Source organism: Plesiocystis pacifica SIR-1, assembly GCF_000170895.1.
Classification (GTDB): Bacteria; Myxococcota_A; Polyangia; order Nannocystales; family Nannocystaceae; genus Plesiocystis; species Plesiocystis pacifica.
This window is the reverse complement of record NZ_ABCS01000044.1, coordinates 1-21,002: the sequence shown is the minus strand read 5'-3', so window position 1 is coordinate 21,002 and position 21,002 is coordinate 1. Positions and strand designations below refer to the sequence as shown.

The 21,002-nt window shown below is 73.3% G+C and carries 17 protein-coding genes; 8 read left to right on the top strand and 9 right to left on the bottom strand.

All coding sequences use genetic code 11. The annotated features are described in order from the left end of the window. Positions 1 to 44: 44 nt before the first annotated feature. Positions 45 to 1,133 carry a tRNA lysidine(34) synthetase TilS gene (tilS, locus tag PPSIR1_RS43435; RefSeq protein ID WP_006973300.1) on the bottom strand — a complete coding sequence of 363 codons (1,089 nt, stop codon included), beginning with the start codon at positions 1,131 to 1,133 and terminating at the stop codon, positions 45 to 47. A gap of 91 nt (positions 1,134 to 1,224) precedes the next feature. Here tilS and PPSIR1_RS21680 point away from each other — a divergent pair, with 91 nt between their 5' ends. Then, positions 1,225 to 3,015, top strand: a complete 1,791-nt coding sequence (locus tag PPSIR1_RS21680; protein ID WP_006973299.1) for a DUF6178 family protein — start codon at positions 1,225 to 1,227, stop codon at positions 3,013 to 3,015. Next, on the top strand, positions 3,012 to 3,341 hold the full coding sequence (locus PPSIR1_RS21675; RefSeq protein WP_006973298.1) for a hypothetical protein: 330 nt from the start codon (positions 3,012 to 3,014) through the stop codon (positions 3,339 to 3,341). The genes PPSIR1_RS21680 and PPSIR1_RS21675 overlap by 4 nt, the downstream gene beginning before the upstream one ends. A gap of 23 nt (positions 3,342 to 3,364) precedes the next feature. Here the strand turns inward: PPSIR1_RS21675 and PPSIR1_RS21670 are convergent, their stop codons facing one another. Both PPSIR1_RS21670 and PPSIR1_RS21665 read right to left on the bottom strand, forming a co-directional pair. Next, positions 3,365 to 4,696 (bottom strand): radical SAM protein, encoded by a 1,332-nt coding sequence (locus PPSIR1_RS21670; protein WP_157595810.1) that lies wholly within the window; start codon positions 4,694 to 4,696, stop codon positions 3,365 to 3,367. Between the two features lie 117 nt (positions 4,697 to 4,813). Next, positions 4,814 to 5,020 carry a hypothetical protein gene (locus tag PPSIR1_RS21665; RefSeq protein WP_006973296.1) on the bottom strand — a complete coding sequence of 69 codons (207 nt, stop codon included), beginning with the start codon at positions 5,018 to 5,020 and terminating at the stop codon, positions 4,814 to 4,816. A gap of 318 nt (positions 5,021 to 5,338) precedes the next feature. Between PPSIR1_RS21665 and PPSIR1_RS21660 the strand changes: the two genes are divergently transcribed. From PPSIR1_RS21660 to PPSIR1_RS21650, 3 genes are read left to right on the top strand one after another with little or no spacing between them, the layout of a single operon-like run. Then, on the top strand, positions 5,339 to 6,532 hold the full coding sequence (locus PPSIR1_RS21660) for an HlyD family secretion protein (protein WP_006973295.1): 1,194 nt from the start codon (positions 5,339 to 5,341) through the stop codon (positions 6,530 to 6,532). After that, positions 6,529 to 9,321, top strand: a complete 2,793-nt coding sequence (locus PPSIR1_RS21655; RefSeq protein ID WP_006973294.1) for an ATP-binding cassette domain-containing protein — start codon at positions 6,529 to 6,531, stop codon at positions 9,319 to 9,321. Before PPSIR1_RS21660 ends, PPSIR1_RS21655 begins: the two co-directional genes overlap by 4 nt. Next, a complete protein-coding gene (locus tag PPSIR1_RS21650) occupies positions 9,318 to 11,504 on the top strand; it encodes an ABC transporter ATP-binding protein (protein ID WP_006973293.1) in 2,187 nt (728 codons plus the stop codon). Before PPSIR1_RS21655 ends, PPSIR1_RS21650 begins: the two co-directional genes overlap by 4 nt. Positions 11,505 to 11,542: 38 nt before the next feature. On the opposite strand, the gene PPSIR1_RS43430 is transcribed toward PPSIR1_RS21650, so the two are convergent. Beyond that, positions 11,543 to 12,424, bottom strand: a complete 882-nt coding sequence (locus PPSIR1_RS43430; protein ID WP_157595809.1) for a hypothetical protein — start codon at positions 12,422 to 12,424, stop codon at positions 11,543 to 11,545. A gap of 78 nt (positions 12,425 to 12,502) precedes the next feature. Between PPSIR1_RS43430 and PPSIR1_RS21640 the strand changes: the two genes are divergently transcribed. Continuing rightward, a complete protein-coding gene (locus PPSIR1_RS21640) occupies positions 12,503 to 13,408 on the top strand; it encodes a LysR family transcriptional regulator (RefSeq protein ID WP_006973291.1) in 906 nt (301 codons plus the stop codon). 1 nt (position 13,409) lies between these two features. Here the strand turns inward: PPSIR1_RS21640 and rnc are convergent, their stop codons facing one another. Beyond that, positions 13,410 to 14,204 (bottom strand): ribonuclease III, encoded by a 795-nt coding sequence (gene rnc, locus PPSIR1_RS21635; RefSeq protein WP_198154580.1) that lies wholly within the window; start codon positions 14,202 to 14,204, stop codon positions 13,410 to 13,412. Positions 14,205 to 14,276: 72 nt separating this feature from the next. Here rnc and PPSIR1_RS21630 point away from each other — a divergent pair, with 72 nt between their 5' ends. Continuing rightward, the gene (locus tag PPSIR1_RS21630) at positions 14,277 to 14,690 is read left to right on the top strand and encodes a tellurite resistance TerB family protein (protein ID WP_006973289.1); all 414 of its coding nucleotides are present in this window, start codon (positions 14,277 to 14,279) and stop codon (positions 14,688 to 14,690) included. 12 nt (positions 14,691 to 14,702) lie between these two features. Here PPSIR1_RS21630 and mnmA read toward each other — a convergent pair whose 3' ends face one another. Together mnmA and PPSIR1_RS21620 are read right to left on the bottom strand one after the other, a co-directional pair. Beyond that, positions 14,703 to 15,806 carry a tRNA 2-thiouridine(34) synthase MnmA gene (mnmA, locus tag PPSIR1_RS21625; protein WP_006973288.1) on the bottom strand — a complete coding sequence of 368 codons (1,104 nt, stop codon included), beginning with the start codon at positions 15,804 to 15,806 and terminating at the stop codon, positions 14,703 to 14,705. Then, positions 15,806 to 17,005, bottom strand: coding sequence for a cysteine desulfurase family protein (locus tag PPSIR1_RS21620; RefSeq protein WP_006973287.1), 1,200 nt, complete (start codon positions 17,003 to 17,005; stop codon positions 15,806 to 15,808). Before PPSIR1_RS21620 ends, mnmA begins: the two co-directional genes overlap by 1 nt. A gap of 208 nt (positions 17,006 to 17,213) precedes the next feature. Here PPSIR1_RS21620 and PPSIR1_RS21615 point away from each other — a divergent pair, with 208 nt between their 5' ends. Beyond that, positions 17,214 to 18,878: a GspE/PulE/PilB domain-containing protein gene (locus PPSIR1_RS21615; protein ID WP_198154578.1), complete on the top strand. Its 1,665-nt coding sequence runs from the start codon at positions 17,214 to 17,216 to the stop codon at positions 18,876 to 18,878. 32 nt (positions 18,879 to 18,910) lie between these two features. On the opposite strand, the gene PPSIR1_RS21610 is transcribed toward PPSIR1_RS21615, so the two are convergent. Both PPSIR1_RS21610 and PPSIR1_RS21605 read right to left on the bottom strand, forming a co-directional pair. Next, positions 18,911 to 19,465, bottom strand: coding sequence for a response regulator transcription factor (locus PPSIR1_RS21610; RefSeq protein ID WP_006973285.1), 555 nt, complete (start codon positions 19,463 to 19,465; stop codon positions 18,911 to 18,913). Further along, complete coding sequence (locus tag PPSIR1_RS21605; RefSeq protein WP_006973284.1) at positions 19,462 to 20,868, bottom strand: sensor histidine kinase; 1,407 nt, start codon at positions 20,866 to 20,868, stop codon at positions 19,462 to 19,464. The genes PPSIR1_RS21610 and PPSIR1_RS21605 overlap by 4 nt, the downstream gene beginning before the upstream one ends. Positions 20,869 to 21,002: the final 134 nt, after the last annotated feature.

The window sequence follows — 21,002 nt, the reverse complement described above, 5'->3', positions numbered from 1 at the left end:
CCGATCCAGATCATAGCGGTGGCCCTGGGGCCGGTCAAAGCCCCTCAGCGCGCGTCGTCGCTCCCCAGACCGGCAGTGGATTGGTAACGAACGCCGTTTTTGTCGACGATCACCTCGCGACCGGGGTGCAGCTGCCAACGCCGCGGGGCCGGTCGGGGCGCCCCCCTCCCCGCTCTCGTCGCCTCGGACACGTCGACGCAGGCCTGCTCCATGGCCGCGACGGTGCGCCTGTGCAGCCTCGAAAGGTCTGCGCCCGCGAGCTCACACAAGCGACGCATCACGCGCATTCGGATCGCCCGGGGCAAGGCGTCGAACTCGTCGAGGGTCCACGACTCCGATCCCGGCTCGAGGCTCGTGCGGCGCGAATCGACTTCACGCATGGCCCAGACCTCCACGGCCTCCTGGGCGTCGCGGGCTTCCCGGGCCAGCCCCGCCATCAGCACCTCGACCCGCGGGTTGGTGGCGCGCAGGGGGCGGAGGACCTCGTGGCGCAGCCAGGTCCGCAGCTGCTCGCGGTCCTCGTTCGTGGGGTCGTCGACGAAGGGTAGCTCGAGGAGCTCGGCGAGCTCGCGGGTCTGCATCCGGGTCAGGTCGAGGACCGGGCGCAGCCACGGCCCATCGAGCACGGGCATGGCCGCGAGCCCGACCAGGCCCGCGCCCCGGGTGGCGTGCATGAGCATGGTCTCGGCCTGATCCGTCGCCGTGTGCGCGAGCACGATCGCGTCGGCCCCCGCCTGCTCCGCCATGGCTTCGAGGGCGCCGCGGCGGGCGGCCCGGGCCCGCGCCGGTAGACCGGGGCCGCGCGCGAGCTCGGCCCGCTCGACGAAGCAGGGCAAGCCCAGACCCTCGGCCAGCGCGCGGACCAGCTCGGCCTCGTCGGCGGACTCGGGGCGCAGGCCGTGGTCGACGTGGCCGACGCTCAAGGTCAGGCCCTCGCTGCGCTCGAGCAGCACCAGCAGGCCCAGGGTCGCCACGGAGTCGGCCCCCCCCGAACAGGCGACGAGCAGGGAGCGGCCAGAGCCCTCGGCGAGGGCGCTCAGCGCACCGCGGACCGGGCCGAGGGAGGCGCCGATCGTCGGGTTGCGCGGCGGGTTCGAGCGCAGGGCCGAGAGCCGTGGGAGGCGGTCGAGCACGGCCCCGATGTACCTCTGGTGTTCCCCCGCGTCCATCGACGCGCATCACCGCTCTTCCCTTCGGACAAATCCGGACTACTCTGCCGGGCTCATGAGCAACGCGGAGCAATCGTCGGAGTCGGCACCTCGCGCCCTCGCGTCCCTGCCCGAAGAGGTGCAGCTGGTCATCGAAGATCCGACGAGCCTCGAGCTGCGCGACGACGCGGCCCAGCTCGTGGTCGAGCTCCCGGTCCAGAGCTTCGTGACCGTCGCGCGCAAACTTCGCGACGAGAACCGGCTGGATCTCGCCCTGCCTCACGCCACCGCCGAGCAGATCGTCGGCCTCTTCGACCTCGACGGCTGGGACCGCGATCGCCTGGCGATCCCGCGCGCGCGGGAGTGGCTCGACCGCATCGTCGACGCCTACCGCGAGAGCGGGGCCGAGCGCGGCCGCCTCGTCGACCTGCTCCACGACACCGACGCCGAGATGTGGATCCTGGCCAACGCCGCGGCCACGGCCGTGGCCGAGATCGAGGACCCCGACGACGACGAGTACCGGGCCCGGGTGTTCGAGGAGATGGCCGCGCTGCACACCTGGGAGTCCCCCGACGGCTTCTTCATCATCGGCGTGCCCGACACGGAGCTCGGCCACCAGACCAAGCGGGTCATCGAGGCGATCTACACCGACAGCCTGACCGAGGGCCGCAAGCTGGTCAGCGCGATCAAGTGGAGCCTGCACGCCGAGCTCGAAGAAGAGCTGCTGCGCTGGCGTCAGGGCCGGCTGGCCGACCTCGGCTTCCCCGAGTGGGAGGAGGCCATGCGCCTGTTCGCGCCCCTGGCCCGGGAGGCCGTGCTCGGCGAGGGCGACCCCAACGTCGAGCGCACTCCGCCCGCCGAGGGCCCCTCGCTCCCGCCCCAGCTCACCGGCAGCGAGCGCGACCTCCTGCGCCGGGTCATGCGTCACCTCGACGACGACGAGTACGACCTGCGCCTGCGCGAGTTCCTGCTCCTGGTCAACGAGCTCATGGCCGCGCAGCGCTTCGAGCCTGGGGACGAGGCCCTCCAAGAGCGCGCCCTCGGCCAGGCCCAGGGCACCCTGAACCTGGCCTTCGAGCTGCTCTTGGCCAGCGCCAACCTCGACGCCGTCAGCCCACGGGGCGAGGACGTCGACGCCACCGTCGATCTCGACTTCCTCGCCGGCCGCGTCCGCGCCGTGGGTCTGCGCCAGCTGTTCCGCTTTGGCTACGGACCCCTCGCCAAGCTGCGCAAGGCCGCCCTGGCCCTGCACCGCAGCGGGCAGGTCTCCCTCGACGCGATCGGCTCGCTCCTCGACCGCCCCTGGGGGCCCGCCCTCGCGACCTTGAGCCGCTGGTACCCCGAGCTGCCCCTCGACGGGAAGGCCGGCTCCCGACCGCTGCGCGGCCGCGCGGACCTGGCCCGGGCGACGGCGCTGATCGGCGAAGCCGGGGCCCTGGCTGCGCTGAGCTTCGCGGCCCAGGGCTGCGCCGTCGATCCCGTGTGGCTCAACCGCGTCGACGTGCCCGCGCAGATCCGCCTGGGCGACCTCGTCCGCACGGCGCTGATCCACGCCAAGCTCCCGGGCAGCTCGACCGCCGAGGGCCTGCGCCCGCTCGCGCCTCAGGACCTGCTGTGGGCCCACGAGAACCTCCTCGACGAGCGCGGGCGCATCGTCGCGGGGGTCACCGAAGACCTCCAGGCCCGCCTCGACGCCATGGGCGTCGGGCCGCGCGGGCCTGCCCTCGCCGAGGTCCTGCTGCCGCGCTTGGCCGCCGAGCTCGCCGGCCTCGAGGACCGGGGTGACGGCCTGCCCGATCTGACCAAGGTCGGCGGCTTGCTGACCATCCAGCACGTCGGCGTGTGGCTCAAGACCCGCACCGGTTGACGCTGACGCCTGTTTCGCTGGCGAAGCTGTGGCGCGACCCGAAGTCGAGCGTCGAGGCGCGCCGGCAGCTCCTGTTCCAGCGCTGGGATGAATGCGCCGAGCACCTCGACGGGTTCGACCCCGAGCGCGCCCCGGACAGCGAGTCAGCCCTGGACACACAGCGGCGGCTGGCGGGGCAGGAGGTCCGGGACCGGATCATTCGCTTCATCCGCAACGTCGCGCCAGCGGGCAGCGCCGACGCCTACACGCCCGCCGAGCTCGAGGCGCTCAACGGCGAGCGCGCCAGCGTGCAGCGCTTCGATCCCTACGGCCCCCGAGCGGGGTAGGAACGGGGTAGCAGTAGCCGGGCCTACTCGGCCGCGCCGGGCCAGCCCAGCCGGGTCTGTCGCCAGACCTCGATGGAGCGCTCGCGCTCGGACCACAGCCGCTGTGGCAGCTCGGGGTCCTCGGCCAGCCACGCCTCGGGCCACTGCACGTCGGCGAAGCGAAAGCCCTTGGGGTCGTCCCTCCACTGCTCCCGGGGCACGACGCGGATGTCGAACACGCCGTTGTCGAAGGGGTCCCCCGACGCGCGCTCGACCAGCCGGGTCTCCTCGCGCACGTCCCGGGCCGCGTGGTGCAGGGCGCGGTGGTGGCAGTAGGGGTTGTTGCCTCGGCGATCGAAGAACACGTGGGAGGTCCAGGTGTCCCCGCCGCGGCAGACCTCGGCGAACTCGCAGCCCCCGCAAAAGCCCCAGGTCTCCGCCGCGCTGAACTCGTCGTTGAAGGTCAGCTCCTCGGCCTCGAACACGATCTCGCGCAGGGACTTGTCGCGGATGTTGCCGCCGGCGTAGTCGTCCGTGGGCAGAGAGGGGTCGGCCTTGATGGTCCCGTCGGCCTCGATGCCCAGGGTCAGCACGCCCGCCGTGCTCCCGTTCCAAAAGCCCATCTCGTCGGCCTCGGCCGCGCCGAGGGTCCGAAAGCGGCGCTCGTAGGGGCCGAAGTAGCCGATGTTGTTGGCCGGGTAGACGTAGGGCTTGTGCTCGGCCCCGCGGTGCCACAGGTAGTGGATGACCGGGAACACGTCGAGGAGCTCGTGGGGCTGCATCAGCAGGTCTGGGCGATCGGCGGCGTTGCCCATGGGCACGGTGAACTGCAGCTGCCACGAGTAGACCTGCGCCTCGTGGAGCATCTGGAAAATCTGCGGGAGCTGGGCGGCGTTGACCCGGTTGATCTGGGTGTTCGAGGCCGTCTTCATCCCGGCCTTGCGGATCGACTCGATCGCCTTGAAGCACCACTCCCACGACTTCTTGCGCCCGCGCAGCAGGTCGTGCTCCGCGGCGAGCCCGTCCACCGACACGCTGACCCCCGCGAACCCGACCTCGGCCATCGCCTCGGCCATCTTGTCCGTCATCCCAAAGCCCCCGGTGGTCATGGTCAGGCGCATGCCCTTGGCCTTGACCTCCCGAGCGATGTCCAGCCAGTCCGGGCGCAGGAAGGCCTCCCCGCCGATGAACGAGACCTCCTTGATGCCGACCTCGGCGAGCTGGTGGACCAGGTCCATGGCCTCGGCGGTGCTCAGCTCCCGGGGGCGCTTGGGGCCCGCCCGCGACCCACAGTGGATGCACTTGAGGTTGCACTTGAGGGTGAGCTCCCAGACCGCGTAGGCAGTCCGTAGGTAGGCGAATTCGGGCTCGGACATGGGCATGGTGGATCTCCTGGGCTGCCGTCGGTCGGGTGAGGGTCGAGGTCGTTTGGGGTTGGGCGTGGTGTGAAGAGTTGGGGACGGCGGGGCGCCCGAAGGCGCCCCGCGCATTGCTCACAGCTCGGTGGGCAGGGGGATGCCGTACATGGGCATCGGGCACAGCCAGGGCTTGCAGGTGTTCTTGGGCGGGTCGTCCTTGCCACCAGCGCGGACACCCGTGCGGAAGCGACCCGTCGGCTCGCCGAAGATGGCGGTCTCGACCTCGTTCAGGGCCTCGGCGGTGCGCTTGGCGGCGGACTGTTTCGTGTTGATTTTTTTCATCGTGGTGATTGTTCTCCAGTAGCCACACCGACCATCGGTGCGGCGGTGCTCCATTGGACATAGCCCGTTAAAATCTGACTCGGTGGTTTAAATAAATGCGCGCACAAAATGTGACTCTGTGCCCAACTCCCCCCCGACGGTTTGGTGTCACCGAATGCGCACTCCGCTCAATACACACTCCATGTCGTGGGCCTCCCCCAGCCCCGAGAGCTGCCGAGGCCGGCCGGAATTATTTTTGCTCGGCCCGTCAGACTTCCGAGGCGCTTTGACAATGGCGTCCCCAGCCGGCGATGCTTGGTCCGCCGGAGACCCCGAGCGATGGCCACGCCCTTTGCACATACCCTCCGCTCGCTCGAGGTCGACGGCGCCCCCGGAGGGCGCGCTCTGCTCGCGCTCGCACCGATCCTCCTCGTCGCCTGGACAGTGTGGCTGTTTGCCGCCCGCGTTCAGGTCACCGAGTCCACCGAGATCGCGCGGGTCCAAGTCGACGCAGTCAGCCGGGAAATCGCGGCCTCCAGGGCCGGGCGCGTGAGCAGCGTGCGGGTCTCCATTGGTGACCGCGTCGAGGCTGGCGACCTGCTCATCGAGCTCGATGACCGCGAGACCGCCCTCGCCCTCGAGCGCGCCGAGGCTCGGCTCGAGTCCCTCGACGCGGTCATCGTCCAGCGCGAGCGCGAGGTCGCGGCCAGCCGCGAAGCCCTCGAGGCCCTCGAGCTCGCCGCCGGAGCGGCCCGCCTCGAGGCCCGCGCCCGGGTCGACGCCGCCCTGGCGCAGGCCCGCCTGGCCGAGTCCGAGCTCGAGGACACCCGCGGGCTCGAGCAGTCCGACGTCGCCACGGCCGCGGAGCTCCGGCGCAGCGAGGCCGAGGCCGAGCGCCAGCGCGCCCAGGCCCGGGAGCGGCGATCGGCGTCGAGCTTCGCCCGCCTCGACGGCGACCGCCAGGTTCGCGACCGGCTCGCGCGCATCGTCGCCATCGAGGGTGAGGTCGCCGTGCTCGCGGTCGATCGCGCCGACGCCCAGGGCCGCATCGCCGCCCTCGAGATCGAGCTCGAGCAGCACCGCCTGCGCGCGCCCGTGGCCGGGACCGTCGGCGAGCTGGCGGCGATCGAGCGCGGGGCCTGGGTCGACCGCGGCGAGCGCCTGGGCGCGGTCGTGCCCGCCGGCGAGCTCGAGGTCGTCGCCGAGTTCTCGCCCTCCCAGGCCGTCGGGCGCATCAAGGCCGGGCAGCCCGCGCGCCTGCGCCTGGCGGGCTTTCCCTGGGCCGAGTACGGCAGCGTGGGCGCCCAGGTGAGCGCCGTCGCCCGCGAGCCCCGGGGCGGGGCCATCCTCGTCGAGCTGAGCATCGAGTCCGTGCCCGAGGCCATCGCCCTCGAGCACGGCCTGCCCGGGAGCCTCGAGATCGAGCTCGAGCGCACAAACCCGGCGACGGTGCTGCTGCGCGCCGCCGGTCGACGGCTGCGCGGCCGCGGAGCCGAGCGCCAGGCCCCCGCGCCCACGGACGCCCAGCCATGAGCGCGCCGACCTTCCTCGCCCCCGAGGTGGTCCAGAGCTCGGCCATGGACTGCGGGCCGGCGGCGCTGAGCTGCCTGCTCGAGGGCTTCGAGCGCCGCGTGCCCTACGGGCGCCTGCGCGAGGCCTGCCAGACCGACGTCGACGGCACCTCCATCGACACCCTCGAGGACGTCGCCGTGGCCCTGGGCCTCGACGCCGAGCAGGTCGTCATCCCCGCGGACCACCTGCTGCGCCCCGAGGCCGACGCGCTCCCGGCCATCGTCGTCGTCGCCCTGCCCTCGGGCGTCACCCACTTCGTGGTCGTGTGGCGCGTGCTCGGGCCGTGGGTCCAGGTCATGGATCCCGGCAGCGGCCGGGTGTGGAAGCGGCGCGACACCTTCATGCGCGAGCTCTACGGCCACACCATGGCCGTGCCCGCCGAGGCCTGGCACGAGTGGGCGGCCAGCGAAGACTTCACCCAGGTCCTGCGCGCGCAGCTGCGCGGCCTCGGCTGCAGCGCCGCCTTCATCCACCGCCACCTCGGCGCGGCCCTCGAGGACGGCCAGGGCTGGCAGCCCCTCGCCCGCCTCGACGCCGCCGCGCGCATGCTCGACGACCTCGTGGAGATCGGCGCGCTGCGCCGCGGCCGGGAGGTCGAGGGCTCCATCGAGGGGCTGCTCGAGCGCGTGCAGACCGACGCGAGCTGGATCCCCCCGCGCTGCTGGTGCGCCCGAGCCCTCCCGCCCGAGGCCCTCGCCGAGGCCGACCCCGAAGACGGCGAGCAGGTCCTGTTGACCGGGGCCGTGGTGCTCCGCGTCCGCGGCCTGCGTGGGCCCGCGCCCGCCCAAGCCGAAGCCGACGAAGAAGCCGACGAAGAAGCCGACGAAGAAGCCGACGAGGCCCCGCCCCTGCCCCCGAGCCTCGTCGACGCCGAGGCCAGCGAAGACCCGCGCCTGGGCCGAGAGCTGCTGACCATGCTCCGCGCCGACGGCTGGCTGCGCCCTGGGCTCCTGGTCGCCGCCTCGTTCGCGGCCAGCGTGGGCATGCTGCTCGAGGCGGCGATCCTCCGCGGCATGGTCGAGATCGGGGCCCAGCTGGGCCTGGTCCGCGAGCGCCTCGTCGCCTGGATCGCCCTGGTCGCCTTCGCCTTCGTGCTGCTCGTGCTCGAGGGCGCCATCGCCGGAGAGGTCCGGGGCATGGGTCGGCGGCTCGAGGCCCGTTTGCGCGTCGCCTTCCTGACCAAGGTCCCGCGCCTCGGGGCGCGCTTTTTCCAGAGCCGGCTCAGCTCCGACATGGCCGAGCGCATCCACGCCATGCACGGCCTGCGGCGCCTGCCGTCCCTGGGCGGGCAGGTCGTGCGGACCGGGGCGAGCCTGGTGTTGACCGTCGCCGGCGTCGCGTGGCTCGATCTGGGCGGCGCGCTGTTGGCCGGGGGCGGGGCGGCGCTGCTGTGCCTGACCGCCGTCGGGGCCCTGCCGGTGCTGCGCGAGCGAGACCTTCGCTTTCGCACCCACGGCGGCGCGCTGAGCCGGGTCTACCTCGACGCGCTCTTGGGCCTGTGGCCGATCCGAGCCCACGGCGCGACCCGAGCGGTGCGCCGCGAGCACGAACAATTGCTGGTCGAGTGGATGCGCGCGGGCCTCGACCTGGTCCGGGCCTCGACCACCGTCGACGTGCTCCAGGGCCTCGTCGGCGCCGCCGTGGTCATCGCCGTGATCGCCCGCCACTCCCTGGGCGCCGGGGAGGTCGGGGCGATGCTCTTGCTGGTCTACTGGTCCATGCAGCTCCCGGCCCTCGGTCAGCAGCTCGGCTCGCAGCTGCGCCAGTACCCCGCCCACCGCAGCCGCGCCCTGCGTCTGCTCGAGCCCCTCGGCGCGCCGGACGAAGAGCAGCTGGGCCAGGGGGCACGAGACGCGGGGGAGGCCGAGTCCATCCCGAGCTCGGGCGCCCTCGGGCTGCGCTTCGATCGCGTCGCCGTGGTCGCGGGCGGCCACGTGCTGCTGCGCGGCATCAACCTCGACATCGCGCCCGGGGAGCACGTCGCCATCGTCGGCGCCTCCGGAGCGGGCAAGTCGACCTTCGTGAGCCTGCTGCTCGGCTGGCACCGCCCGGCCCACGGCCGCGTGCTGGTCTCGGGCGTGGCCCTCGACGGACCCCAGCGCGCGGCCCTGCGTCGGCGCATCGCCTGGGTCGACCCCGCCGTCGCGCTGTGGAGCGACCCGCTCGTCGACAACCTGCTCTACGGCGTGACCAGCAGCGCGGACGCGGCCGACGGCGGCGCGCACTTCGACGCGGCCCTCGACGCCGTCGGCCCGACCCTCGCCGACGCCGAGCTCGTCGACCTGGTCGCCAACCTCCCCGAGGGCCTGCAGACGCCCCTGGGCGAAGGCGGGGCCCGGCTGTCTGGGGGCGAGGGGCAGCGCGTGCGCCTGGCCCGGGGCCTGCTCCGCCCGGAGGTCGGCCTGGTGATCCTCGACGAGCCCCTGCGCGGCCTCGACCGGGGTCGACGCGCGGCCTTGCTCCGACGCATGCGCTGCCGCTGGTCGGGCTCGACCCTGCTGTGCGTGACCCACGACCTCGAGGAGACCCTCGAGTTTCCCCGGGTGCTGGTCATCGACGAGGGGCGCATCGTCGAAGACGGCGACCCTCGGGAGCTCGCCGCCAGGACCGAAGGCGCCTACGCGAGCATGCTCGCCGGTGAGCGGCAGGTCCACGCGAAGCTGTGGCGCCGGCCCCAGTGGCGCCGGGTTCAGCTCCGCGACGGGCAGCTGCTCGAGCGCGCGTTCACACCGACGGAGGGCGAAGCGTGAGCGGCTCCCTCGATCTGCGCGCGAGCTGTTGGCCGCTCGAGCGCCTCGACGACGCCCTGGTGGCCCTGGCCGAGCGCGCGGGCCTCGAGCCCAGCGGCGCCTCGAGCTCGATGCCCCCTCCCCCGCCTCACCCTGACGGCCCCGAGCGCCTGCGCGACGAGCTCGGCCGCTGGCTCGACCTGCGCGCCTCGGCCATGGGCTTCGAGATCGAGGCGCTGCGCGTGCCCCTGGGCGCCCTCGAGTCCAGCCTGCGCCGCCTCGGCCCGGCCCTGCTCCTGATCACGGACGCGGACGGCGAAGACGCGCCGCCGCGCCTGCTCGCCCTCGACGGCCGCGGTCGCCTGCTCGGCCCCGACCTGCGCCGGCGCAAGGTCCCCGCCGCGCGCCTGGCCGCGTTCCTCTCGGAGCGCCTCGTCGCCCCGGTCCGCGACGACTGCGAGCGCCTCCTCGACACCGCCATGGTTCCGCCGCGGCGACGCGCGGCGGCCCGCGACGCGCTGATCCGCCGCCGCCTCGGGGGCCGCTCGCTGCGGGGCATCTGGCAGCTGCGTCGCCCGCCCCACGCCGGCCTGGGCCGCCTGTTGGTCGAGGACGGGGCCCTGCGCTCGGCCGGCCTGCTGCTCGGCGCCAACGCCCTGCGCTACGTGCTGTTGCTGGCCGCGTGGTGGCTCATCGGCCGCAGCGTGCTCGAGGGCCGCAGCGACCTGGGCTGGCTCTCGGCCTGGGCCCTGCTGCTGGTCACCATGGTCCCCCTCCAGGCCCTGCAGAGCTGGCACAACGGCCTGCTCGCCCTGCGCCTGGGATCGGTGCTCAAGCGCCGCATGCTCGCCGGCGCCCTGTCCCTCGACCCCGACGAGCTGCGCGAGCGCGGCGTCGGGCGCATGCTCGCCATGGTCATCGAGGCCGAGGCCGTCGAGGGCCTGGCCCTGTCCTCGGGGCTCTACGCGGCCACGGCCTTCGTCGACCTCGGCGCGGCCGCCTGGGTGCTCAGCAAGGGCGCCGGGCCGTGGGTGATGGTCGCCTTCCTGCTCGCCTGCGTCGTGTTCTTGGTGCTCCTGGGTGTGCGCTACGCCCTCGTGCGCCGGGCGTGGACCCGCGAGCGCCTGGCCATGACCCACGCCCTCGTCGAGCGCATGGTCGGGCACACCACCCGGCTGGCCCAGGAGGCCCCGAGCAGCTGGCACGTCCGCGAGGACGCGAGCACGGCCGCCTACCTCGGGCGCTCGCGGGCCCTCGATCGCAGCTCCGTGGCCCTCGACGTGTTCGCCCGCCGGGGCTGGATGCTCGTCGGCGTCCTCGGCCTGTGGCCGGCGCTGGTCGGCGGACAGGCGTCCACGGCCGCCCTCGCCGTGACCTTCGGCGGCCTGCTCCTCGCCCGCGGGGGCTTCTCCAACCTCGCGGCGGGCGTCACCGACGTCATCGATCTGTCCATCGCCTGGCGCGAGGTCGGCCCGCTGATCCGCGCCGGCGCCCGCCGACCGGTCCCGCCCCGCTTCCTCCGCCCCCGCCACGGCTTCGAGCCCGCGGGCCCCGAAGCTCGACCAGAAGCTGAGACTGGCACGGAGCGTGCCCCGACGGTCATCGAGGTCCGCGACCTGAGCTACCGCTACGCCGGCCGCGAGCGCCCCGCCCTGCGCGGCGTCGACTTCGAGCTCCGCGGCGGCGAGCGCCTGCTGCTCGAGGGCCCCTCTGGCGGCGGCAAGTCGACCTTCGCCGCCGTGCTCGCCGGCCTGCGCCGACCCAGCGCCGGCCTGCTCTTGCTCTCGGGCCTCGACGCCCCCACCCACGGCGAGCAGGGCTGGCGCGAGCGCGTCGCCGCGGCCCCGCAGTTTCACCTCAACCACATCCTGACCAATACCTTCGCCTTCAACCTGCTCATGGGCCGACGCTGGCCGCCGACCCAGGCGGACCTGCAGCTGGCCGAGCAGCTGTGCGGCGAGCTCGGCCTCGGGCCCCTGCTCGAGCGCATGCCCGCCGGGATGCAGCAAAACGTCGGCGAGACCGGCTGGCAGCTGTCCCACGGCGAGCGCAGCCGCGTGTTCCTGGCCCGGGCGCTGCTCCAGGGCGCAGAGCTGGTCATCCTCGACGAGAGCTTCGCGGCCCTCGACCCCGACAACCAGGCCCTGGCGCTGCGCTGCGCCTTCGAGCACGCGCCCACGCTGCTGGTGATCGCCCACCCCTGACCGCCGGGGCCGACCCCTCGCCCCTACGGGGGCAGGGGTCAGGGCAGGAAGCTGCACACGAAGGGCGCCGGGTTGGTCGCCGGCGTGACCTCCAGGGCGAAGCGCGGCGTGACGAAGTCGCCGTCCCACTCGAGCTGCTGCGAGCCGGTCAGATCGACCTCCGGGTCGCAGCCGCCGTCGTCGTCCACGTCGACGTAGTAGAGCACCAGGGGCCCCATGACCCCGAAGCCGTTGAAGTCCTCGGACCACTCGAGGGCGAAGGCCCCGGCCTCGATCTGCGCCTCCCCCTCGAAGGGGTCGAGCGGGCCGGAGTCGTGCCACGCGAGGATCGTGCGGCCCTCATAGTCGCCAAAGCCCGCCCCGGTGAGGGCCAGGTCGAAGGCGCTGCCCGGGGGGTGGAGCTCCTCGAGCATGCAGTCGTCGATGGTCATGAAGCACAGCGGGTTGGTCTCGACGCAGGTCACGAAGGCCTCGCCCAGGGCCTCGCTCCAGCCCGGGCTCTCGGCCGCGCAGTGGTCCGCGCAGGCCTCCTCGGTCAAGCACCCGCCCTGCGCGAACATGGTGCACGCGTCCTCGCAAAAGCCCTCGGGCAGGGGCTCGCCGGTGGTCGACTCTTCCTCGCCTTCCTCCTCTGAAGTGCTCTCGCCCTCGTCCTCCGTGGAGGTGTCGTCCGAGCTCGACTCCTCCTCGGACTCCTCCTCCCCCTCGGACGTCTCGGTGCTCGACTCCTCCTCGGTGCTCGTGCCCGCCTCCTCGGAGCCCGTGGACTCCTCTTCCTCGGACTCCTCTTCCGTCCCGACCTCATCGCCGCCATCAGCGCCACCGTCGTCGTTGGGCAAGAGCCCGTCGTCCGCACAAGCAGCTCCAAACATCACGAATACGGCCGAAACGGCCACCTGAGACCCAATCCAAAGCTTCATGTACCCAACCTAGCGCAGCCCTCCAACCAAGATAATCAGAACAATGCGAAAGTTATCGTCAGGGAATCCCGAACGACCATGCGCGACACCTGGCTGCCCAATCTCGACTCCCTGCGCTGCTTCGTGGCGCTCGCCGAACACCACAGCTTCCGCGCCGCGGCGCGCAGTGTCGGCCTGTCCTCCGCGGCCTTCAGCGAGCGCATCCGTCGGCTCGAGGACGAGCTCGGGGCCGAGCTGTTTCGCCGCACGACTCGCAAGGTCGAGATCACGGCGGCGGGTCTGCGCCTGCGCCCGCGGGCCGAGGCCTTGCTCCGCGACGCCCGAGGCCTGCGCGAGCACATCCACGACCTCGACGCGCAGCCGCCCTTCGAGCTCACCCTCGGCACGCGCTTCGAGCTGGGCATGAGCTGGATCGTGCCGGCCCTCGCCGAGCTGCGCGACGAGCAGCCCCGCCGGACCCTGCACATCCACTTCGCCGACGGACCGGAGCTCATCGCCGCGACCTTGGGCCGGAGCATCGACTGCTTCATCGCCAGCATTCGCCTGACCCAGGCCGACCTGTCCTACGCCCTGCTCCACGAAGAGCGCTACGTGCTCGTGGGCTCGGCCGAACGCCTCGACGCCCAGCCCCTGCGCAAGCCCGAGGACGCGCCGGGCCACACCTTGCTCGACACCCTCCCGGACCTGCCGCTGTTTCGCTACTTCGTCGACGCGGCCCCGGCCCGCCAGACCTGGACCTTTGGCGCCCACGAGTACCTCGGCACGATCGCGGCCGTGCGCCACCGGGTCCTCGACGGCGCCGGCGTGGCCGTGCTCCCGCGCTACTTCGTCCAGGCCGACCTCGACGCGGGCGCGATGGTCCAGGCCATGGCCAAGGTGCGCCTGGCCAGCGACTGGTTTCGCCTCGTGTGGCGCAGCGATCATCCCCGCCGCGAGGCCCTGCTCGAGCTCGCCGAGGCCTTCCGCGCCCGACCGCTTCAATAACTCAAGGCTCGAGAGCAGCCAGGGCCGCTCGGGCGGCGGCGCGCTCGGCCGCTCGCAGGCTCCGGCCCTCGCCCTCGCCCAAGACCTCGACGGGCTTGCCCGCCGGGCGCAGCTCGACCCGCGCCCGCCAGTGCGGATCGTCGGCCGGGGGCGGCTCGCCGATCGCCACGTAGACCGGCGTCAGCCGGCGCTCGGCCTGGACCAGCTGCTGCAGGCGCGACTTGGGGTCGAGGCCGTCCTCGGGGGCGAGGCTGCGGACGCGCTCGCCAAACAGACGCTCGAAGACCTGGGCGGCCGCGACCGAGGGGTCCCCCCCGGCCTCCCGCGCGTCGAGGAAGGCGGCCCCGAGCACGGCCTCGAGGGCGTCGGCGAGGGTCCCGTCGCGCTCCCGGGCGCCGCGCTGCTCGTCGCCGCGGCCCAGGTAGATCCACCGGCCCAGATCGATGCTCCGCGCCGCCTTGGCCAGGGAGCGCTCGGACACCAACGAGGCGCGCAGGCGGGTCAGCGCGCCCTCGCCCAGGCGAGGGAAGCGGCGCCACAGCGCATCGGCGGCGACCAGGTCGAGGACCGCGTCGCCGAAGAACTCGAGGCAGGCGTTGCTCGGCCAGCCGGCGTCGCGGTTCTCGTTGGCCCACGACCCGACGGTCAGCGCGACCCGCAGCAGCTGGGGCTGGGCGAAGGCGTGGCCGAGGGTGGCCATCAAGGGATCGAGCTGCGAGGCCTCCTCGCCCGACACTCCGGGGAGACTGCGCAACACCTCGGGCAAGCTCGACGCCACGGATTCGGACCCTATCACGATGGAGCCAACTCTCGCCCGATGAACACCCGCTGAGCGCGCCAAATTCGATATAAAGACCGGGCCGCCGCCATGAAACGTCACATCGAGACCATCACCGACTGCCTGCTCGGAGCCGCCTTCGCCGACAAGCACCTCGCCGGCCGCGAGCTCGACACCATCCGCTCGCTGCTGTCCAAGCTCCTCGGTGGCAAGGAGCTGCCGCCGACCATCGAGGCCCGGCTCAAGTCCTTCTCGCCGGCCGCCTTCGACGTCGAGGCCGCAGGGCGCACGCTCTCGACCCTCGGCGGTGACCGGCGAAAGGTGCTCGAGATGGTCGCGGCGGTGTCCGAGTCCGACGAGGAGATCGATCTGGCCGAGGACCGCTACCTGCGGCGCCTGGCCGAGGCCATGGGCCTGGCGGAGAAGCGCTTTCGGGACCTCCTGGTGGACTTCCAGGAGATCGACGAGCTCGAGGGCATCCTCGGCGAGACCCTGGGGCTGTAGGCCCTCAGCGAGCTAGCTCGCGCTGCGGATCCAGCCGCCGCCGAGGACTCGATCGCCCGCGTCGCGCTCGCCCGCGTAGACGACCGCGGCCTGGCCGGGCGCGACGGCGCGGATCGGCTGGTCGAAGCGCACCTTCAGCGCGCCCTCGCCCAGGATCTCGACCGTCGCCGGGCTGGCGGCGCTGCGGTGGCGGACCTGCACGCGCGCGGCGATCGGCTCGCCGACGGGCAGGTCCGCGAGCGCTCGAAAGTCGCCGACCATCAGCTCGCGGACCTCGAGGCCCTCGGGATCGCCGACGACCACGGCGCGCTCGCTCGGGAGCACGCGCAGGACGTAGCGGGGACGATCGGCGGATACGCCGAGGCCGCGGCGCTGGCCCACGGTCACGCGGTGAATGCCGCGGTGCTCGCCCAGCACGGCCCCGCTCTCGTCGCGGATCGGACCGGGCTCGAGGCGCGCGGTGTCGAGACCCAGCGCCTTCGCCCGCGCCTCGACGACCTCGCCGTGGTCGCCCCCGGGCACGAAGCACAGCTCCTGGCTGTCGGGCGCGTCGGCGTTGGGCATGCCGAGCTCCCGGGCCTTCTCGCGCACCTGCGCCTTGGACCAGGCCCCGAGGGGGAAGGCGACCTCGGCCAGGGTCTCGCGGCCCATCGCGAACAAGAAGTAGCTCTGGTCCTTGCTCGCATCGACGCCGCGGTGCAGGGCCGGACCGGCCTCCCCGTCGACGATCTGCGCGTAGTGTCCAGTGACCAACAGCTCGGCACCCAGGGCCCGCGCGCGGGCCAGCAGCGGGCCAAACTTGACGTGCTCGTTGCAGCGCGCGCAGGGGTTGGGGGTGCGGCCGGCGAGGTACTCCCGGGCGAAGTCGTCGATCACGGCGGCCTGGAAGCGCTCGCGCTCGTCGACGGTGTAGTGCGGCACCCCGAGCAGGTCGCAGGCCCGGCGCGCCAGATCGATCTCGGCCGGCGAGCAGCAGGTGCCGCCCCGGCCCTTGCGCTCGCCCTTGGCGTCGTAGAGGGCCATGGTCAGGCCGATGACCTCGTGGCCGGCCTCGACCATGAGCGCGGCGGCGACGGAGGAGTCGACGCCTCCAGACATGGCGCACACGACCCGCATCAGCCCGCCGCTCCCAGGGCGTCTTTGCTGGCCGCGCGCACCCGCTCGATCAGCGGGGGCAGGCGCTCGAGCACGGCCTCGACGTCGGCGGAGGTGTTGCCCTTGCCCAGGGACAGGCGCAGGGCCGAGCCCGCCACCGCCGGGGGTCGACCGAGGGCGACGAGCACCTTGCTGGCCGCGAACTTGCCGCTGTTGCAGGCCGAGCCCGTGGACACGTAGATGCCCTCGAGGTCGAGGTTGATGAGCATCAGCTCGCCCAGGCAGCCCTCGATGCTCATCAGCACGGTGTTGCCGAGGTTGGCCCCGGGCCGGTCGTCGCCGTGGACGGTGACGCCCTCGAGGGCCTGGACGCCGGCGAGCAAGCGCGCGCGCAGGCCCTGGATGTGCTCCATGCGCTGGCCGAGCTCGGCGTGGACCAGGCCCGCGGCCACGCCGAAGCCGTGGATGGCCGGCACGGCCTCGGTCCCGACCCGGCGCCCGCGCTCTTGGGAGCCGCCGATCCACAGGGTCGAGAGCGCCTCGGCGCCGTGGTGCGGACGGTGCAAGAGCGCGCCCACGCCCTTGGGCCCGTAAATCTTGTGGCTGGACACGCTCATGAGATCGACATCCCAGGCCGCGAAGTCCACGGGCACCTTGCCCAAGGCCTGGACCGCGTCGGTGTGGATCACGAGGTCGGCGCGGACCGAGCGAGCCGCGGCCGCGAGCTCCGCGATGGCGTAGCGGTTGCCCAGCTCATGGTTGGCGGTCGCGATGGACACCACGCCCACCTCGGGGTGGCGCGCGAGGGCCTCGGTCAGCGCCTCGGGGCTCAACCGCCCCTGCTCGTCGACGGGCAGGTGGACCCGGCCGATGCCCTCACTGAGCAGGCGCTCCCCTGCCCCGAGCACCGCCGGGTGCTCGATGACGGTGTGCATCAGCGCGCTCGGCCGCCCGGCCGCCTGGAGGGCCCGGCACGAGCCGAGCAGCGCCAGGGCGTCGGCCTCGGTCCCGCCGCTGGTGAAGGTCACCCCGAGGGGCTCGCAGCCGGCAGCCCGAGCCACGGCCCGGCGCGCATCTTCGACCACGGCCCGGGCGCGGCGACCTCGGCCGTGGACGCTGGACGGATTACCATCGAGGAGCGGATCCCCGAGGAGCTCGATCATGGCTGCCCGCACGCGCGCGTCGAGGGGCGTCGTCGCGTTGTGGTCGAGGTCGATCACCCCCTCCCTTTAGCACGCGTTCGCACCTGAACTCGGAGCCTCGGCCATCGTGGATCGGCCAGAGCCTGTGCACTCGTCCAGCCAGGGGGGCGGAGGCGACCGCCCTCCCCGGCACCCGAGTCCAGGGGCGTGGACCCGAGCACGGATTTTGCTCGCCGGATTCGTTTGACCTCTCGCCGCCTTTCGAACGATGATCACCCCAGCCTCCATGAGTGTGCTGGGAACCTTGATGCTTCGCGCAGGCCTGCTCTCCGACGGGGAAGCCGACGCGGTCAACGAGCACGCTTCGAGCCGCGCCGTCTCCCACGTGGACGCGCTGCTCGAGCTCGGACTCGCCGACGAGGACACCCTCGTCGCCTTCTTGGCCAGCAAGCTGATGATTCCACGGGTCCGGCGCAACGTGCTCGAGCGCGTGGACGCGGCGACCGCGGGGCGCGTGTCCCCGACCCTCGCGTGGGAGCAGCAGGTCTTGCCGGTCAGCTCGGACGACGCGGGCAACCTGACCCTGGCCATGGCCGACCCGACGAGCGCGTCTGCCGTGCGCGCGGTCTCGGCCGAGTGCGGGTCTTACCTCGTGCGCGCCGTCGCCAAGCCCTCGGAGCTGCGCCGGGCGCTCGAGCGGATCTACGGCGACGAGAAGGCGGTCGCGGCCGCGGCCGCGACGGCGGCGACGACCGAGGCCGGACGACCGACCCAGCCGGCGATGGCGGCCGTGAGCCCCGAGCCAGCCCCGAGCCCCGAACCAGCTCCGGTCCCGGTCCCGGTCCAGGCCGAGCAGCCCAGCGCGCCCGCCGAGGTCGTCCCGGCTGCGGCCCCGCCCCTCGCCAGCCCCCCCGAACAACCGGCCGCGGACGCGCCGGCGCCTCGCCGCGAGCCCTCGGGGACCTACGGCATCCCCTCCGACGACGACGACGCGCCCTTCGAACCCGAAGCGCCCGCGCCCGCGCCCGCTCCCGCTCCAACAGCCCAGCCTGCGCCCGGACGCCCCCCGATGGCGCCCTACATGACGCCCGCGGCGGGCCTCGCCGAGCCCCCCGAGCCCAAGGAGCGGCCGATCAGCAGCCCGACCAACGCCGGCGTCGCGGCCCCCGTCGTGCCGCCCGATCCCGATCCGCCCGCCGACCCCTCCGCGACGGAGGCCGGCCTCTCGCCCACGGTGATCGCCGACATCGACGAGCACGAGCGCCCGACCGTGGTCGAGACCCAGCGCGCGAGCGCCATGCAGGTCCACCGGCGCACGCCGCCGCGGCACACGCCGCCCATGGGCTCGGCCGAGCCCGCGGCGACCCCGGATCCAGCCCCCGCCCCAGCCCCCGCCGCTCCGGCTGCGCCCCAGGCTTCGCCAGGCTGGTCGCCCCCGCTGCGCGCCTTCAACACCACCCCGACGCCGCTGTCCCCCGAGGCCTTCGCCCAGGTGCTCCCGGCCGTCGAGGCCGCGCAAAACCGCGACGACATCACCACCTTGCTGCTCGACTTCCTCGGCGCGGGCTTCAACCGGGTGATCCTCTTCGTGCACAGCCGCGACGAGCTCCGGGGCCTCGACGCCCGCGGCAAGGACTTGCTCGTCGAGGCCGTGCGTCAGGTCCGGATCCCCAGCACCGGCAAGTCGATCTTCTCCCAAGTGATCGAGCGCGGCATGCCCTTCTTTGGGCCCACGCCGACGACCAACAAGATCGACGTGGCCTTCGCCGCGGCGCTGGGCGGGGTCAAGGGCAACGTGCTGATCCTGCCCATCAAGGTCGGCAGCAAGATCCCGCTGCTGCTGTGGGCCCACGGCACCGCGCACGCCGTCGACCCGCACTCGATCAAGGAGCTGTCCAACGCGGTCAGCGCTGCGATCCTGCGGATCATCGCAGCCTCCCGGCGAGGCTAGCGAGGCTAGGGGCGGCCTCGCTACGGGGCCGACTAGTCTTCCCCGCCGCGGCGCTCGCCCGGCGCTCCCCGGGCGAGCTTTCGCTGGAGGCTGCGCCGGTGCATGCCCAGGCGCCGGGCGGCCTCGGACACGTTGCCGCCCGCGTCCACGAGCACCCGCTGCAGGTGCTCCCACTCGACGGTGTCGAGGGGCGCGGGCTGGGTGGAGTCCGGGGGCGAGACCAGCGCGGGCTCGGTGCGCTCGAAGGCCGCAAGCAGCTCGTCCACGGCGACGGGCTTGGTCAGGTAGTGCACCGCGCCGAGCTTGATGGCCTCGACCGCGGTCGCGATGGAGCCGAAGCCCGTGAGCACGACCATGCGCAGCTCGGGCAAGGCCTCGCGCAGGGCCGCGACGAGCTCGAGGCCGTTCGGGCCGGGCATGCGCAGATCGATGACCGCTCGCTCCGGCCGCCACGCCTTGGCCTCGGCGAGGGCCTCGGCGTAGTCATGAGCGACGACGGTCGCGTGCCCGCGCCGGCGCAGGGCCGCGGCCAGGGCCGCGCAGAAGTCTCGGTCGTCGTCGACGACCATCACGCTCGGCGCGCTCATGCCTTGGCCTCCCGCGGCTCGCGTAGAGGCAGCTCGAAGCGCGCCCGGGTCCCAGCGCCCAGGGTCGAGCTCAGCGCGATGCGCCCGCCGAGCTGACGCAGGTGCGCCCGCGCCAGGTAGAGGCCCAGGCCCATGCCCGCGCCCTCGGCCCGCGTCGTCCGGAAAGGATCAAAGGCAGCCGAGAGCGCGTCGGCGTCCATGCCCACCCCGGAGTCGACGACCTCGACGGCGAGGGTCGTCGCGCCTCGCTCGTCGTCGCGCAGCCCGAAGTGGACCGTGACCGCCGCCTCGCCCTCGGCCCCGCGGCAGGCCTCGACGGCGTTGTGGATCAGCTCGCGGAGCAGCTGGGCGAGGACCTCGAAGGGCTGGAGCGAGCGCCGGGCCTCGGCGTCTGCGTCGAATTCGAAGTGGACCGGGACCACGAGGGGCTCGCCCTCGACGGCGCCGGCGAGGTCGACCAGCGGCCAGCCCTCCCCCGCCGGCAGGGCGCTGACCCGCAGCTCCGGGCTGGCCATCTTCGAGACGATCAGCTTGCAGCGATCGAGGGCCGCGTCCATGGCCGCCTGGGCCTCGCGCAGCTGTGGCCCCTCGAGGTGGGTGAGCTCGCCCGTCAGGACCTTGAGGGTCGCCAGCGGGGTCCCGAGCTCGTGGGCGGCCCCGGCCGCGAGGGTCCCGATCGCGGTGAGGTGGCGGTCCTCCCAGGCGACGCGGCGCAGCCGGGCCAGCTCCCTGCGCTGACGGGCCAGGGCCAGGGCGATGCGATGCACGAACACCGTGACCAGCAGCCCGGCGAGGCCGAAGGCGACCCACATCCCGCGCATGTGGCCCTCGAAGGGCGAGGCGTCGGTCGGCGCGGCTGCGTGGCCGTGACCATGACCATGACCATGATCGTGGCCGTGGCCCATGGCGGCGTGGCCGTGCTCGGCGTGGGCGAGGCCTCCCTCCAACACGGGGCTGAGCGCGAACAAGCTGGCGAAGCTCAGCACGCACACCCCCGCGATCGCCCAGGTCCACCGCGGCGACACCTGCGTGGCCAGGGTGATGGGCAAGAAATAGAGCACCGTGAAGGGGTTGGCCGGGCCGCCCGAGAGCGCGAGCAGCACGGTCAGCGCGGAGGCGTCGACGAGCAGGTGCGCCCCGGCCAGGCGCTCGCTCGCGTGCCCCTGGCGGACCGCCCACGAGCTGCCCAGGTTCAGCCCGGCCCAACACGCGATGGTCACCAGCACGCCCCAGGGGCGCTGGCTCCCGGGCAGCAAGCCCGCCGGGAGGGCGTCGCCCGCGAGGTAGACCAGGGCCGCGAGCGAGGCCGCGAGGCCGACCAACACCCAGCGCGCCGCGATCGCGTTGCGCATGGTGATCCGGGCGCTCGCCCGCCCCTCGTCTTCGACCCCGATCGGCGTCATCGTCGTGGGTTGTCCCAAATCTCGGCCAGGTCCGCCAACGGGCGCCCTCCCTGGACGCCCGAAGAAGATGCGTGCTCAGGGACTGTGGCTATGGTTGTGGTTGTGGTCGTCGTGCTCGTGCTCGTCGCCGCCGC

Excerpts from the sequence above, each read along its gene's own strand:
- PPSIR1_RS21630 (WP_006973289.1), top strand. The coding sequence starts at position 14,277 with ATGAAACGTCACATCGAGACCATCACCGACTGCCTGCTCGGAGCCGCC.
- PPSIR1_RS21615 (WP_198154578.1), top strand. The coding sequence starts at position 17,214 with ATGAGTGTGCTGGGAACCTTGATGCTTCGCGCAGGCCTGCTCTCCGAC.
- mnmA (WP_006973288.1), bottom strand. The coding sequence starts at position 15,806 with ATGCGGGTCGTGTGCGCCATGTCTGGAGGCGTCGACTCCTCCGTCGCC.
- PPSIR1_RS21680 (WP_006973299.1), top strand. The coding sequence starts at position 1,225 with ATGAGCAACGCGGAGCAATCGTCGGAGTCGGCACCTCGCGCCCTCGCG.
- PPSIR1_RS21605 (WP_006973284.1), bottom strand. The coding sequence starts at position 20,868 with ATGACGCCGATCGGGGTCGAAGACGAGGGGCGGGCGAGCGCCCGGATC.
- PPSIR1_RS21660 (WP_006973295.1), top strand. The coding sequence starts at position 5,339 with ATGGCCACGCCCTTTGCACATACCCTCCGCTCGCTCGAGGTCGACGGC.
- PPSIR1_RS21665 (WP_006973296.1), bottom strand. The coding sequence starts at position 5,020 with ATGAAAAAAATCAACACGAAACAGTCCGCCGCCAAGCGCACCGCCGAG.
- PPSIR1_RS21640 (WP_006973291.1), top strand. The coding sequence starts at position 12,503 with ATGCGCGACACCTGGCTGCCCAATCTCGACTCCCTGCGCTGCTTCGTG.
- PPSIR1_RS21655 (WP_006973294.1), top strand. The coding sequence starts at position 6,529 with ATGAGCGCGCCGACCTTCCTCGCCCCCGAGGTGGTCCAGAGCTCGGCC.
- PPSIR1_RS21670 (WP_157595810.1), bottom strand. The coding sequence starts at position 4,696 with ATGTCCGAGCCCGAATTCGCCTACCTACGGACTGCCTACGCGGTCTGG.
- PPSIR1_RS21610 (WP_006973285.1), bottom strand. The coding sequence starts at position 19,465 with ATGAGCGCGCCGAGCGTGATGGTCGTCGACGACGACCGAGACTTCTGC.
- PPSIR1_RS43430 (WP_157595809.1), bottom strand. The coding sequence starts at position 12,424 with ATGAAGCTTTGGATTGGGTCTCAGGTGGCCGTTTCGGCCGTATTCGTG.